General features: G+C 75.0%; 9 protein-coding genes and 1 pseudogene. 4 read left to right on the top strand and 6 right to left on the bottom strand.

Going from position 1 to position 14,261, the window contains the following annotated elements; all coding sequences use genetic code 11:
- From AB8Z75_RS21910 to AB8Z75_RS21885, 6 genes and pseudogenes are all read right to left on the bottom strand, one after another.
- Positions 1-411 (bottom strand): annotated as a pseudogene (locus AB8Z75_RS21910) (ABC transporter permease); the annotation flags it as partial.
- A gap of 63 nt (positions 412-474) precedes the next feature.
- Positions 475-4,125, bottom strand: a complete 3,651-nt coding sequence (locus AB8Z75_RS21905; protein ID WP_369204566.1) for an FtsX-like permease family protein — start codon at positions 4,123-4,125, stop codon at positions 475-477.
- Positions 4,126-4,258: 133 nt separating this feature from the next.
- Positions 4,259-4,660 (bottom strand): globin, encoded by a 402-nt coding sequence (locus tag AB8Z75_RS21900; RefSeq protein WP_369204564.1) that lies wholly within the window; start codon positions 4,658-4,660, stop codon positions 4,259-4,261.
- 95 nt (positions 4,661-4,755) lie between these two features.
- Positions 4,756-5,832 carry an ABC transporter permease gene (locus tag AB8Z75_RS21895; protein WP_369204562.1) on the bottom strand — a complete coding sequence of 359 codons (1,077 nt, stop codon included), beginning with the start codon at positions 5,830-5,832 and terminating at the stop codon, positions 4,756-4,758.
- Positions 5,829-6,599 carry an ABC transporter ATP-binding protein gene (locus AB8Z75_RS21890; RefSeq protein WP_369204560.1) on the bottom strand — a complete coding sequence of 257 codons (771 nt, stop codon included), beginning with the start codon at positions 6,597-6,599 and terminating at the stop codon, positions 5,829-5,831. The genes AB8Z75_RS21895 and AB8Z75_RS21890 overlap by 4 nt, the downstream gene beginning before the upstream one ends.
- Before the next feature lie 1,660 nt (positions 6,600-8,259).
- Positions 8,260-8,757 (bottom strand): hypothetical protein, encoded by a 498-nt coding sequence (locus tag AB8Z75_RS21885; protein ID WP_369204573.1) that lies wholly within the window; start codon positions 8,755-8,757, stop codon positions 8,260-8,262.
- On the opposite strand from AB8Z75_RS21885, the gene AB8Z75_RS21880 reads away from it, so the two are divergent.
- The 4 genes from AB8Z75_RS21880 to AB8Z75_RS21865 form a co-directional block, all read left to right on the top strand.
- Positions 8,686-9,696, top strand: coding sequence for a glutamate ABC transporter substrate-binding protein (locus AB8Z75_RS21880; protein WP_369204570.1), 1,011 nt, complete (start codon positions 8,686-8,688; stop codon positions 9,694-9,696). The two genes, AB8Z75_RS21885 and AB8Z75_RS21880, sit on opposite strands and share 72 nt — an antisense overlap.
- A 76-nt stretch (positions 9,697-9,772) precedes the next feature.
- A complete protein-coding gene (locus AB8Z75_RS21875) occupies positions 9,773-11,101 on the top strand; it encodes a hypothetical protein (protein ID WP_369204558.1) in 1,329 nt (442 codons plus the stop codon).
- A gap of 65 nt (positions 11,102-11,166) precedes the next feature.
- Positions 11,167-13,869: a tetratricopeptide repeat protein gene (locus tag AB8Z75_RS21870; protein ID WP_369204568.1), complete on the top strand. Its 2,703-nt coding sequence runs from the start codon at positions 11,167-11,169 to the stop codon at positions 13,867-13,869.
- A gap of 2 nt (positions 13,870-13,871) precedes the next feature.
- Positions 13,872-14,261, top strand: a 390-nt coding sequence (locus AB8Z75_RS21865; protein WP_369204557.1) for a zinc ribbon domain-containing protein, incomplete at its 3' end; no start/stop codon positions are given.

Below are 14,261 nucleotides of genomic sequence, written 5' to 3'. Positions count from 1 at the left end.
GGGCAGCGCCGGATCGTCGGTGTCCGCGGGGGTGGTGTTGCGCACGCCGTACGCCGCCTGCCCGGCCGCCAGGCGTACGGGGGTGTGGACGGCGCGGCGGAGGGCCGTGCTCGCCCGGTCCACCGCCGCGGGCGCGACGCGCTCGCGCAGTTCGGCGGGGCTGCCCGCGTCGGGAGCCGCAGAGGCTGTGGCACGCAGCGCACCGTCGGCGGGGCGGGCCCGGTCGAAGGCGGCTCGCAGCGCGTCGTCCCACGAGGCGTCGACGGCCCTCGGCAGCGCGGCTGCCACGAACGCCGTCGCCAGCACCAGTACGGCGAACGCCAGCGCCCCGCCCGGCGCCGCCCGCAGCCGCGCCCACAGCCACCCACCGCGGGGCCCGGTCACCGACGTGCTGCACGTCTTTTTCGTCACCGCCCACAGCCACGCACCGCGGGGCCCGGCCTGTCCGCCGGGGCGTGAGGGGTCCGGCACCGGTCAGTCACCCCGTTCCGTGCGCAGAGCGATCGCCTCCGTGCGCGCAGCCGTCGCCTTCGTGCGCGCAGCCGTCGCCTTCGTGCGCGCAGCCGTCGCCGGGCCGGCCCGGCGGAAGGCGGTGGCGGCGACCAGCAGCAGCGGCACCGCCAACAGCGCGGCCAGCAGGGCGGCCGTCTCGCCCACCGGGAGCCGTACCAGCAGGTCGGGCACGGGCGCGCGGGCGTCACCCGTGACGACGATCAGCGGCACCATCAGCCGCACCAGCAGCGCCCCGAGTCCGAGACCGAGCGCCACCGAGAGCACGAGCACCAGCCCCTGTTCGGCCGCGAGGGCGTGCGCGAGGCGCCGCCGGGGGGCGCCGAGGGCGCGCAGGACGGCGAACTCGGCCGCGCGCTCCCGTGCGGCGCCCGCGGCGCTGACGGCGAAACCGGTCGCCGCGAGCACGGCCGCGGCCGGAGCCAGGGCGGCCAGTGCGCCGCGGGGCCCGGCGCCCAGCGGGTCGCCGCGCAGCTCGGCGGCGACCTCGTCGCGTACCCGTACGGCGCCCACGGCGGGTTCGGCCCGCAGCTTTCCCGCGACCCGGTCGCCCGCCCCTTCGGCGACCGAAAGCCACCACGTGCGCGGCTCCAGCAGCGTGGCGTCCCGGTCCGCGAGCGTCCGGTTCAGCGTGCCCAGGTCGAACAGCAGGGCTCCGGCGCTGCTCTCGCCGTCGGCGGTCGGGGTGGGCGAGACGGTGGGCAGGGCGCGGACGGCACCGGTGATGCGGACGCTCAGCTCGGTTCCCAGCGCGTCGACCGTGACCGTGTCACCCACCTCGGTGCCGCTCGCCCGCAGGTAGGCGTCCGTGGCGACGGCCGCCGCCGGCCGGTGCGCACCGGCCGGCGGCGTATCGGGTGACCACAGGACGGTGACGGTGACCGGGCCGGTCTGGTACGGCACCGGAGGAGGCGCGGAACCGGTCGTGTGACGGGCGGTCAGCGTCGCGCCGTCCGGCCGCAGCTCGGCCTTGCCGGCGTCCGCGTCGGCGTGCGGGCCGCGCCCCAGGGACGCCTGCGCGTCGTCGGCGCGGACCCGGGGCGTCCAGCGCTCCTGCCGTGAGGGGTGCACCGTGCGGCTGCCGTGCGGCCCCGTGGCGCTCAGCTTCTCGACGGTCAGCCGGCGCTGCCGGTTGTGCGCGGGCGCGCGGTAGGAGACCTCGATCCCGGTCAGCCGCACGGGACCCGCCGGTGTGCCGCCGCCCTGCGCGAGGGCGGCGCTCCGTGTGTGCGTTCGGCCGTCGTCCGGCACGTCGCCGAGCGGTATCCGGTAGGGCACGCCGAAACGGTCCTCGACAGTGAGGGAAAGGGTGTCCGTGCCGGAGGAGTCGGCGTCCGTGTCCGCGTCGACGTCCGTGTCCGTGTCCGTGTCCGCGTCGGCGTCCGCGGAGGCGCCCTTGTTGTCTTCCGCTGAGGCGCGCTCGCGATCCAGCCGTACGCGCAGCCGCACCTCCCTCGTGCCCTGCGGCAGCCGCACACCGGTCTGTGCGCGGTCCTCGCCTGCCAGCGGACGCAGCAGCCGGGACAAGGGCTCGTCGGCGAGGTCGTCCCGCAGCCGCAGGACCCCGTCGCCCGCCCTGCTCGCGTCGGTGGCCAGGAGCTGCGCCGTACGGTCGCCCGCCGTGCTGAACGACGCCCGCGCCACCGGTGCCACCCCCTCGACCCCGTGGAGGCCGGTGAGCAGCCCGCCCTGCGCGAGCGGGGGCGTGGCGGAGCCGCTGACGGAGATGTCGGCTCCGGTGCGGAAGTCCGCCTGGTCGTCCTGTGAACGGTCCCAGCTGGCGCCCTGGCCGACCGCGAACACCCCCGTCGCCACGGCCAGGACGAGCAGCAGCGCGGGCCCCGCGCCGCGCAGCGGGCGGCGGCTGAGCTGCCAGCCCGCCAGCGCCGGCGCCAGCCCGCGGGCCCGGGTGGCGTACCGCTCGCCCAGCCGAGCCGCGAGCGGCAGCACCCGCAGCACCAGCACGGTGCCCGCGAGCAGCGCCAGCGCGGGCGCCGCCACCAGCACCGGGTCGATGCCCAGCGTCCCGTCGGCCCCGCCCCGGGCGCCGGGGCTCTCGCGGGCGGACAGGACGCCGGTGCCGCCCGAGCGCCGCTCCAGCTGCCAGTAGGCGACGGCTGCCAGCGTGACCAGCGCGAGGTCGGCGCCGCCGCGCAGCAGGGTCGCCGCCGTACGCCGCCGCGGCGAGGGGGCGCGGGGGCCGCCCCGTGCGGCGTTGTGCTCCGGGTCGTCGTCCCCCGCGCGGCCACGGGCCCGCAGCGTCGGAAGGGCGATCAGCAGCGCGCACCCGGTGGCGGTTGCGGCTGCCACCCACCAGCTGCCGGCGGGCAGCCCGGCCACGGGGTCCACGCCCGCGCGGGCGAGCGCGCCGTGCCCCGTCAGCCACCGCACCGCGGGGTGGGCGAGCAGGGGTGCGGCCACCGCCGCGGGCAGCGCCAGCAGCAGTGCCTCGGCGGCGGCCAGGGCGCACACCCGGGTCCGTGAGGCGCCGCGGGCCCGCAGCAGCGCTGTCTGCGGGGCGCGCTCGGTGTGCAGCAGTTGCGCCACGAGCAGCAGCGTCAGCCCGGTCAGCAGTAGCAGCTGGAGGGCGGTGATCAGCAGGGTGGAGCGCATGACGAGCAGGGACCGGGCGAGGGAGTCCAACAGCTCGGGGAGGTGAGTGGTGGCGACGGCGTGCGGGGTCAGGGGCGAGGTCCCGATCCGGTCGGCGGCCCTGGCCACGTCGTCGCCGAGGGTGTCGAGGCGGGAGGTGTCCAGGCCGGTGAAGTCGGCGTCCGCCTGCCATCGGGTCTCGGCGGGCCACAGCGGACCGCCCGTGTCCCGCGGGCCGCGGGTGAAGGCGCCGTCGGGGACGGCGAGCGGGCCGTAGGTGGTGAAGTCCCGCACCGCCATGCCCTGACCGGCCAGCGGGTCCAGCCACTTCCAGTAGGGCGAGCCCGGGGAGGCGGGCGCGTAGACGCCGGTGACCTCGACGCGGACGTCGGGCGGTCCTTCGAGCCTGCTGGTGACGCGGAAGGTGTCGCCCGGGCGCAGCGAGAGCCGTTCGGCGGCCCGCTGGGGCACCGCCGCGCCCACGGTGCGTCCGTCCGTGTCGGCAGTGCGCGGCCAGGAGCCGGCGACCATCGTCACGCGCGCACGGTCGAAGGTGGCGAAGCGCGTCAGGTCGGGTTCGTCGTCCCGCGAGGAGCCCGGGGAGTCCGAGGAGCCTGAGGAGCGAGAGGAGCCTGAGGTGTCCGGGGTGTCCGAGGTGTCCGGGGTGCCGGTGGTGGCGCCGTCGTGGGGGGTGCGCGGGCGCAGCGAGGAGGGCAGGGCGTAGGCGCCGGAGTGGGTGCTGGCGGCGGTCCGTACGGGCAGTCCGCCGAAGGCGTCGCGTGCCGCCTCGCGGACGGCCGCGTCAGTGGCGTCCCGGTCCTCGGCGGTGATGTCCGAGCGGATGTCCAGCACGGTCCGGGGGGCCGACTGGTGCTCCAGGGCGCGGCGCGGCCCGGCGTCCCCGACCGCGGTGGCGAAGGCGGCGAGGGTGGCCAGTACGGAGGTGGCCAGCAGGACGGAGAGCAGCGCGGAGGCGACGAGTAACCGGTGCGCACGCATGCGCGCCACGACGAACCCGGCCAAGCCCTGCCGCCCCCTGTCCCCCTCCGCGTGTTGGGGCCGCCGGGGCGCATCTGCCCGCTACATGCGCGGGGTGGCGCGCTCTCGCTCCCGCGTGCGGGTCGGCACGCGCCGGGATCGCGGTCCGACGGTCCGCTCAGTCCGCGGAGTTGACCATAGACCCGGCGGCGTAAACGAGGTAGTCCCACAGCGGGGTTTCCAGGTGCTCGGGCAGTTCGAGGCTGTCCACCGCGTCCCGCATGTGCCGCAGCCAGGCGTCGTGCGCGGCGCGGTCGACCTTGAAAGGGGTGTGCCGCATGCGCAGCCGGGGGTGGCCCCGCGACTCGCTGTACGTGCGCGGTCCGCCCCAGTACTGCATCAGGAAGAGGGCCAGCCGGTCCTCGGCGGGGCCCAGATCCTCCTCGGGGTACATCGGCCGCAGCAGGGGGTCCTCGGCCACCCCCTGGTAGAAGCGGTGCACAAGCCGTCGAAAGGTCTCCTCGCCGCCGACCTGCTCGTAGAAGGTCTGCGTGGGAAGACTGCCGCGCCGGATCTCCATCACCCGTCCATGGTGGCAGACGCTCCGACGGAGGACTCCGGACCTACGACTCCGCCCCCCTGCGGGCTTCCCGCGGGAAGCCCGCAGGAAGACCCCTACGCCGTGTCCCAGCGGAAGAGCCGCGAGGCGATCAGTGTCAGCACAGCGGCGAACAGCAGCAGCCCGCCCATCACGGGGAGCGCGTCGCCCCAGCCTCCGCCGCGGCTGAGGACGGCTTCCATCGCCGTGACGAGATGTCTGAGCGGTAGCACGTCACTGAGGGTGCGCACCCACTGCGGGGCGCCCTCCAGCGGGAAGAAGGCGCCGGAGAGGAACGCCATGGGCAGAATGATGATCTGTGCCAGTCCGTTGGCGGCCTCCTCGGTCTTCGCGAAGGAGCCGACCAGCAGTCCGATCGACAAGAACGCCAGCGTCCCGCAGGCCACCAGCGGCAGGCTCAGCCACCACTGCCCGGTCAGCTTCAGCCCGTAGTAGGGCAGCGAGGCGATCAGCAGGAAGACGGCTGTCTGTGCGAAGGCCATGACCACGTTGACGCCCACCCGGGCCCCGATGACGGCGCGCGCGGTGACCGGCGCCAGCCACAGGCGGCGCAGGATGCGTTTCCGCCGCCAACTGACCAGGTTGAAGGCGGCACCGAAAACGCCGCCCATGGCCACCGCCCAGCCGAGCAGCCCGGGGGTGAGGAACTGGATGGGCTTGACCGACTCGTCCTCCACGGCGGTGCTGCCCAGTGCGTAGGCGGGCGGCTGTCCTGTGGCGCGCTGGTTGGCCTGCTGGACGATGCTGTTGAGCAACCCCTGGACCGTGCCGGAGCGCACCTGGTCGGCGGCGGAGTAGTGGAGTTCGACCTCGCCGCCGTGTTGGAGGACGGCCCCGTCGGCGTCGCCCTCGCGGACCTTTTCCAACGCCTGTCTGCGGGCCGCGGCGGACCCGTCGGTCTTCTCGATCGTCAGGACGTCGCGCAGTTGGGCGCGCGCCTTCTGCGGCATCGTGTCCAGTACCCGCACGTCGCCCACCTGCACGAGGGTGGACTGCTCGACGCCCTGGTCCTTGAACAGCGCCCCGAACAGCATCAGGAACATCAGCGGGAAGACCAGGGTGAAGAAGACGGCGGCCCGGTCCCGCAGCAGCCCGCGGGCCATGGCCAGCGACAGGCTGGCGAACGCTCTCACTCCCGGTACTCCCGCCCCGTCAGCTGGAGGAAGAGTTCCTCCAGGGAGTCGACTCCGGCCTCTTCGGCCATCGCGCGCGGCGGTCCCACGCGCAGCACCCGGCCGTGGTCCATGACGGCCACCCGGTCGCACAGTGTCTCCGCCTCGTCCATGGAGTGGGTGGTGAGCACCACCGTGCGCCCTGCCGCGTTGCTGCGGCGCAGCAGGTCCCACAGGTTGCGCCGGGCCTGCGGGTCGAGGCCGGTGGTCGGCTCGTCCAGGAACACCAGTTCCGGGTCGTGGACGAGGGCGCAGGCGAGGGACAGCCGCTGCGCCTGGCCACCGGAGAGCTTGTCCTCCCGGGTGCGGGCCTTCTCCGTCAGCCCGACGGTCTCCAGCATCTCGTCCGCACGGGTGTCGGATATGCCGTAGAGGGCGGCGAACGTGCGGATCTGCTCCCGGGCGGTCAGCCGTTCGAAGAACGCGGAGGCCTGCAACTGGACGCCGATGCGGCGCAGCAGCGCCGGGTCGCGCGGCCAGGAGGGCGTCCCCAGCAGGTGGGCGTGGCCCTCGTCGGGCCGGCGCAGCCCCTCCAGCAGCTCCATAGTGGTGGTTTTTCCCGCACCGTTGGGACCGAGGATGCCGTAGAACTCGCCGTGCTCCACCTCCAGCGAGACGCCGTCGACGGCTTGTGTATCGCCGTAGCGTTTGCGCAGGCCCTCGGCCCTGATCGCCGGTCCGGTGCGCGGGGGTGCGGTGCCCGGCTCTGTGGTCGTTCGCGGTGACATGGCCGGAGGTTAGCGGGGGAAGCGCCCATTCCACTCTCGCCTGGTCATCGCTTCGGTCACACAGTGGACACGGGGCGCGCGCCCGTCCCGGCGCGGGCTGCCCCGCGGCAGGGAACCGCCGGTGGTACGCGGTGCGTGTGGAGGAACAACAGGAGAGGGCGCGAAGGCGGCGCGGAAAGGACGGGAGGGCGCGCCCGGCGGGAGGGACGCGGTGCCGCGTACCGGGCATTCGGTCGCGATACGAACAAGATCCCGCCCAATCCGGTGTGGTCACCGGCCACTGCGGCCATACTGCTGCACCGAGGCACCACAGCCGGGCGCCCCGACGCCCGCGGCCCCGGGCAGGGGAGCCGGGGGCTGCGTGGAGGGGAGCAGGGGCGAGCGCACCGGCAGGGTGTCTGTCAGCGACCGAGGGGGAGGGCCCAGCCGTGACACAGCCGCCGACCGCGCCACCGACACCGCCGCCCGTGCCCGCGGTACCGGGAGCGGGGCCCGCCGCGGGCGGCGCCCCGGGCTCGGCACCGGGGGCGCGGCCCCGCGGCGCCGCGGGCGGTGCGGGGCGCCGGACGGCCTGGTCCGAGGGGAGGGAGCGGCTGCGGGCCGCGGTGACGACCGAGCCGGGACGGCTGCGGGCGATCGGCGCCGTGCTGGCCCTCCTGGTGGTGCTGTTCGGAGCGGTCTCGGCCTGGCAGGTCTCCGACCGGAAGGCCGCCGCCGACGCGGTGGCCGAGCACAGCCAGCCGCTGAGCGCGGACGCGGCGCGCATCTACCGCTCCCTGGCGGACGCCGACACCTCCGCCTCCAGCGGGTTCCTGGCGGGCGGGGACGAGCCGGACGCGGTGCGCGAGCGGTACCAGGACGACATCCGCGAGGCGTCCGGGCTGCTGGCCGACGCGGCGGCGAACTCCTCGGGTTCGGGCACGGCCGAGCAGCAGATCACCGCGCTCAACCGCGGCCTGCCGGTCTACACCGGGCTGGTCGAGGCGGCGCGGGCCAACAACAGGCAGGGCCTGCCGCTGGGCGGCGCCTACCTGCGGTACGCCAACGAGAAGATGCGCGGCGAACTCCTGCCGGCCGCGCGCAAGCTGTACACGGCCGAGAGCGGGCGGCTGGACGGTGACTACGCGGACGCCGCGTCGTGGCCCTTCCTCGCCATCGGTACCGGTGTGGTCGCGCTGGGGGCGCTGGGCTGGGCACAGCGCCGCACCTACCTGCGCACCAACCGGGTCTTCAACCAGGGGCTGTTGGGCGCGAGCGCCGTCACGCTGGTGCTGCTCGTGTGGCTGGCGGGCGGCCACACGCTGGCCCGCTCGGGGCTGCACGAGTCGGAGACCAGGGGGGCCGCCTCCCTCCAGGCACTCAACGAGGCGAGGATCGCCACCCTCCAGGCGCGCGGTGACGAGAACATGACGCTGGTCGCTCGGGGTGGCGGCGCCGCGTACGAGGACAGCTACCGCAAGCGGATGAGGGACATCGGGGGCGACGAGAGGCACGACGCCGCCGGCCGGCACGGCGCCCCGGGCGGGAGCAGCCTGCTCGACGAGGCCGGTGACCTCGCGGACGACCGTACGGGGCGGCAGGCCGTGCGGGACGCCGAGAAGGCCGTCGAGACGTGGCAGCGGCGGCATCTGGCGGCCCGGGTCAAGGACAACAACGGCGACTACGAGGAAGCCGTCGAGCAGGTGATCGGCACCGTGAACAGCACAGGGGAGAGCTTCGACCAGGTCGACAAGAGCCTCGGCCGGGCGACCGCGCACGAGCAGAAGCAGTTCGAGCAGGCCGCCAACAGCGCGCGCGGCAGGTTCCGCGGGCTGACCGTCGGCGCCCTGGTGCTGGCGGTTCTCGGTGCGGCGGCGGCCGTGCTGGGCATCGGGCGCAGGCTGGCGGAGTACCGGTGAGGGGGACGGACGCGATGACGACCACAGGGACCGCGCGCTCGCAGTCGGCGGGCACGCCGGGCAGGGGCACGCCGGGCAAGGGCACACCGGGCAAGGGCACGCCGGCTCGCGGGGGCGGCGGACGCGGGGTGCGGTGGGCCGTCACCGCGGGCGGCCTGTCGGCCGCCGCGGCCCTCGTCGCGGCGGCGGTGCTCGCGCCCGCGCCCGCGCACAGCAGCGCCGCGCACGACAGCGCCGCGCACAACAGCGCCGCGCAGCACAGCGCCGCGCAGCACAGCGCCGCGCAGCACAGCGCCGCGCACGGCGCGCCGGTGGCCGACGGGCGTCCCGCCTCGGCCACCGACCCGGACGAGGAACCCGAGCCGGAGAAGTGCGAGGACGGCAGCAACCCCGCCGAGAGCCTCGAACCCTCGGGGAAGGCGGGGGACGCGGTCGAGCGGATCAAGAAGGAGGGCAAGCTGGTCGTCGGCGTCGACCAGAACAGCTACCTGTGGGGCTACCGGGACCCGACGACCGGGAAGATCGAGGGCTTCGACATCGACCTGGTCAAGGCCATCGCCCGCGACCTGCTCGGCGGCGACGGGCCCGACAGGATCACCTACAAGACCATCCCGACCGACCAGCGCATCCCCGCCATCGAGAAGGGCGACGTGGACATGGTCGTGCGGACCATGACCATCGCCTGCGACCGCAAGGACAAGGTCGCCTTCTCCACGGCCTACTTCGAGGCGGGGCAGCAGCTGCTGGTGCCCAAGGAGAACACCCGCGTCAAGGGCTTCGACGCGAGTATGCGCGGCAAACGCGTGTGCTACGCCTCGGGTTCGACGGCGGAGACGATGATGGAGTCGGACGCGTACGAGGAACTGGGCGCCGAGCCCGTCGTCGTCCCCAACCAGCTCGACTGCCTGGTGCGTCTCCAGCTCGGCGAGGCCGACGCCACCGTCACCGACAGCGCCCTGGCCGCCGGGCAGGCGGCACAGGACCCGTCCGTCGAACTCATCGGCGAGCCGCAGACGATCGAGCCCTACGGCGTGGCGATGAACCTCGAGGACGAGGATCTGGTCCGCCGGGTCAACAAGGTGCTGGAGGACTACCGCGAGGACGGGTGGAAGTCCTCTTACGAGCGTTGGCTCGCCGACGACATCGTGGGTACGGAAGGGAAGAAGCCCGCACCGCCGAAACCGCTCTACCGTGACTGAACCGGTGCCGGACCGCGGGTCGCCGGCAGTGCCGGTCCGCGAGAGTGCACGTACGCGTCGAACAGCGAGGTGATCGATGGGGACCGCCGGGCCCGCCAAAGAGGTGATGAGCCGCGAGGAGGCCGACCGTGCGCTGGAACGTCTTGACGCCGAGCACGAGGCCGTCGAGTCCTCCCTGCTGGCGCTCCAGGACCACGCCGGGCGCAGGCTGCTGGAGGGCGCGCGGCTCACCGGGACGACCGCGCACCGCTGGGCGCGCGCCGAGTCCGCCATCACCTCGCTGTGGAACGGGTTCGAGGCCTACTCGCGCACGCTGGAGCAGGCCCGTGAGCTGCGGGCCCGCCGCCGCTGGCCGAGCCGCGACGACCTGGCGGAACTGACCCGCCTGCTGCGCGGCACGCTCACCGTCTCGGGGGGCGCCCTGGCCGGCACGCCGGGCGCGAGCCTGACGGAAACCCCGAAACTCGCCGAGGAAGTGACACTGGGCCGCCTCGTCGAGCGGATGAACGAGTGGTACGCGCAGGCCCTCGACGTGGTGGCCGCCGCCGACTCGGTGTGGTCGGCGCTGCCCGCCAGGATCGACCTGCTCGCCGCCGAACTCGGGCGCGTGCGCTCCCTGGCGCACTCGGTCGGCGTGCGCCCCGGAGAGCACCCGGCCGCCGACGACCTGGAGCGCACCACCGCCGAACTCGCCGCCCTGCGCGAGGAGGTCGTCACCGACCCGCTCGCCTTCTGGACATCCACCGGGGGCAGCGGCGCCCCCGGCGGTGGCCGCCCCGACACCACGCGCTACGACGACGCGGCCCGCACCCTGGAGGACGTACGGCGCGAGATCGACGCCGTGCTCGCCGTGCGGCAGGACGCCGAGACACGGCTGATGACCCTTCGCGACGTGCTCAGCCGCGCCGACCGGACCCTCGCCGAAGCACGCGCCGCGCGCGGCGAGGTGCTCGCGAAGATCGCCGCCTGGGACGTGCCCGCCGTCAGCGGCCCGCCCACCGCCCTCCAGGAGCAACTCGCCACCGCCGCGGAGCACCGCAGATACGCACGGTGGCACCGGCTCTCCCCGCTGCTGGAGAGCCTGGAGGAGCGCGCCGAGGAGGAACTGGAGCGGGCCCGCGCCGAACTGTCGGCCGTCACCGCACCGCTGGCGGTCCGCGCGGAACTGCGCGGGCGCCTGGACGCGTACAAGGCGAAGGTGGCGCAGAACGGCCTGGCCGAGGACCGCATCCTCATCGAGCGCTACGACGCGGCCCGTCGCATGCTGTGGAGCGCGCCCTGCGACCTGCGGGCCGCGGAGGATGCCGTACTGCGCTACCAGCGGGCCGCACAGGAGGCGCTGGCCCAGCGGCAGCAGGACGCCCGGCACACCGCGGGCGGAGCGATGAACATGGGGGCAGAGTGAGCGAGCAGTCGAGCGCGCCGCGGCGGCCGTGCCAACGGCCGCAGTGCGAGGGCGCCTACGAGGACATGGGCGGCGGGGAACTGTACTGCGACACCTGCGGGCTCGCGCCCGTGGTGGCGCCCGGCGGGGTACTGGGCTCGGCGCCGACGGGGATGACCAGCCCGGGGCGGGGCAGCCGCTCCTCGGGGTCGGCCCGCACAGGCTCCGCGCGGGCCTCCTCGCGCTCCCGCTCCTCCCGCCGCTCGGTCTCCGGGCGGCTCTCCCGCTCCCTGTCGGGCCGCTCGACCAGCCGCTCGGTGTCGGTACGCAGCGGTCGCTCCTCCACCGCCTCTACGGCCCGCGGCAGACTGGGCGCCGGGCTCGTCCAGGTCCCCGGCGTGCCGCGGCCCGACCCGGGCACCGTGGTGCTGGCCAACCCCGAGGTTCCCGAGCGCAAGCGTTTCTGCAGCAACGGCGAGTGCGGTGCGCCCGTCGGCCGCTCCCGCGGCGCGCGCTCGGGACGCACCGAGGGGTTCTGCACCCAGTGCGGCCACCCCTACTCGTTCGTGCCCAAGCTGGGCCCCGGCGACATCGTGCACGGCCAGTACGAGGTCGCCGGATGCCTGGCCCACGGCGGGCTCGGCTGGGTCTACCTCGCCGTGGACCGCGCCGTCTCCGACCGCTGGGTCGTCCTCAAGGGCCTGCTCGACACCGGCGACGAGGACGCCATGGCCGCCGCGATCGCCGAGCGGCGTTTCCTGGCGGAGATCGAACACTCCAACATCGTGCGCATCTACAACTTCGTCGAGCACCTCGACCAGCGCACCGGCAGCCTCGACGGCTACATCGTGATGGAGTACGTCGGCGGCAGTTCCCTCAAACAGATCGCCAACGCGCGCCGCACCCCGGGCGGGAAACGCGAACCGCTGCCCGTCGAAGTGGCCTGCGCCTACGGCATCGAGGCGCTGGAGGCCCTCGGCCACCTGCACAGCCGCAACCTGCTCTACTGCGACTTCAAGGTCGACAACGCCATCCAGCAGGGCGACCAGCTCAAGCTCATCGACCTGGGCGCCGTGCGCCGCATGGACGACGAGGACAGCGCCATCTACGGCACCGTCGGCTACCAGGCGCCCGAAGTCGCCGAAGAGGGCCCCTCGATCGCCTCCGACCTGTACACGGTGGCGCGCACCCTGGCCGTCCTCACCTTCGACTTCCAGGGCTACACCAACGTCTACGTCGACAGCCTGCCCGAGCCCGGCAACATCGAGGTCTTCCACAGGTACGAGTCCTTCTACCGTTTCCTGGTACGGGCCACCGACCCCGATCCGCAGCGCAGGTTCGCCTCGGCGGAGGAGATGTCCGAACAGCTGCTCGGCGTGCTCCGCGAGGTCGTGGCCGTCCAGTCGGGACGGCCCCGCCCCGCCCTCTCCACCCTCTTCGGCCCCGAACTCCGCGTCGTGGACACCGAACTGGTCACCGCGCAGCAGGGCGACGCCTCCTCGCTCGGAGCCCGCACCCGGGCGCGTGGCAGCGGGCGGCGCGGCGCACGGCCCGCGGCCGGCGGCGGGCCCGCCCAGGTGACGCTGCCCGCCCAGGCGGCGGCCCCCGCGGCCGAGAACGCCACGGCCCCCGCGGCGCCTTCGGGCTCCGCCGGGACCGCCCTCGCGGCCCCGGCCGCCGGGGGCGCCGAACCGGCCGGTGCGGGGACCGCCCCGGCCGGTGCCGCCCCGCGCAGCGCGCCCGCGCCGCTCTCCTCCTTCCCCGCGCCGGCGGCAGCCGCAGCCGGCGCGGCCGGGATCGCGCTGCGCCCCCTGGAGGCGGGCGCGACGGCGCTCGCGCTGCCCGTGCCGCGCGTCGACCCGGCCGACCCGAACGCCGGTTTCCTCGCGGGGCTGATGGCCTCGGCCCCCGCCGACCTGCTCACCGCGCTGGAAGCCGCCACCACCGACTCACCGGAGCTGCGGCTGCGCACCCTGCGCGCTCACCTCGAACTCGGTGCCGGGCCCCAAGGAGGGCCGGGCGCCGCTCTCGAGGCGCTGGGAGCGCTCGAAGCACGGCACGCCGACGACTGGCGGGTCGTGTGGTATCGCGGTGTGGCCTCCCTGGTGACCGGCGACCGGGAGGCCGCCGCCCTCTCCTTCGACGCCGTCTACGACGCCTTTCCCGGCGAACCCGCGCCCAAGCTGGCGCTCGGCGTCTGCGCGGAGGTCCTCGGCCAGTGGGACAACGCCGCCGAGTACTACCACCTGGTGTGGACCACCGACCCGGCGTACGTGAGCGCCGCCTTCGGGCTGGCGCGGGTACGGCTGGCCACCGGTGACCGGGACGGCGCCGTCCGCGTGCTGGAGTCGGTACCGGAGTCTTCCATCCACTTCACCGCGGCCCGCGTCGCGGCCGTCAGGGCGCGCCTGCGGCAGCGTTCGCCGCACGAGCCGCTGCTCGACGACCTGGAGGCAGCCGCACGGCAGGTCGCCGCCCTGGAGGACGTCGGACTGGACGCCGTCCGCCGGCACGAGCTGACCTGCGAGGTACTCGGCTGCGCGCTCGACTGGCTGTTGTGCCAGGCTGGTGCCGCCCGGGGGACGGTCTCCGGGCCCGCGCCTGCGGGTGCGCCGGGCTCACCTCCCGGCGCCGGGGTACGGCTGTTGGACAGTCCGCTCACCGAGGAGGGGCTGCGCTTCGGCCTGGAGCGCTCCTACCGGCTGCTCGCCCGGCACGCGCAGACCGGAACCGAGAGGATCGAACTGGTGGAACGCGCCAACCGTTTCCGCCCCCGGACGTGGGTGTGACCATGCCTCAGCTCGACCAACTGTCCGCCTGCCCGAGCTGCGCGGAGCCGCTCGAGGAGGGTGACCGTTTCTGCGGCGCCTGCGGCGCCGACCTGGAAGCCGCCGCCCGCGACCTCGCCGCCGGCGTACAGGCCGCCGCGCCGGGGCGCACGCCCACGCTCCCCGACGGCCTGCCGACGGTGCCCCCGCCAGGACAGGGCCACGCCTCCGCTCCGCCGCCCGTTCAAGGGCATGCGTCCGTCCCGCCGCCTCCGCCGCCTGGCCGGGGCCACCCGTCCGCGCCGCCGGTCCAGGGGCACGCGCCCGTCCCGCCGCCTCCGTCCGCTCCGCCCGCACCACCCGCCCAGCCGGGTGCCGCCGCCGGTCCGGCCCCGCAACAGCCGGCGGCCGAC

It is taken from the genome of Streptomyces sp. PU-14G (assembly GCF_041028275.1).
Classification (GTDB): Bacteria; Actinomycetota; Actinomycetes; order Streptomycetales; family Streptomycetaceae; genus Streptomyces.
This window is presented reverse-complemented; position numbering and strand designations above follow the sequence as displayed.

What these genes read in the sequence shown, in the direction of transcription:
- AB8Z75_RS21890 (WP_369204560.1), bottom strand. Translation starts at nt 6,599, where the DNA reads ATGTCACCGCGAACGACCACAGAGCCGGGCACCGCACCCCCGCGCACC.
- AB8Z75_RS21870 (WP_369204568.1), top strand. Translation starts at nt 11,167, where the DNA reads ATGGGCGGCGGGGAACTGTACTGCGACACCTGCGGGCTCGCGCCCGTG.
- AB8Z75_RS21875 (WP_369204558.1), top strand. Translation starts at nt 9,773, where the DNA reads ATGGGGACCGCCGGGCCCGCCAAAGAGGTGATGAGCCGCGAGGAGGCC.
- AB8Z75_RS21900 (WP_369204564.1), bottom strand. Translation starts at nt 4,660, where the DNA reads ATGGAGATCCGGCGCGGCAGTCTTCCCACGCAGACCTTCTACGAGCAG.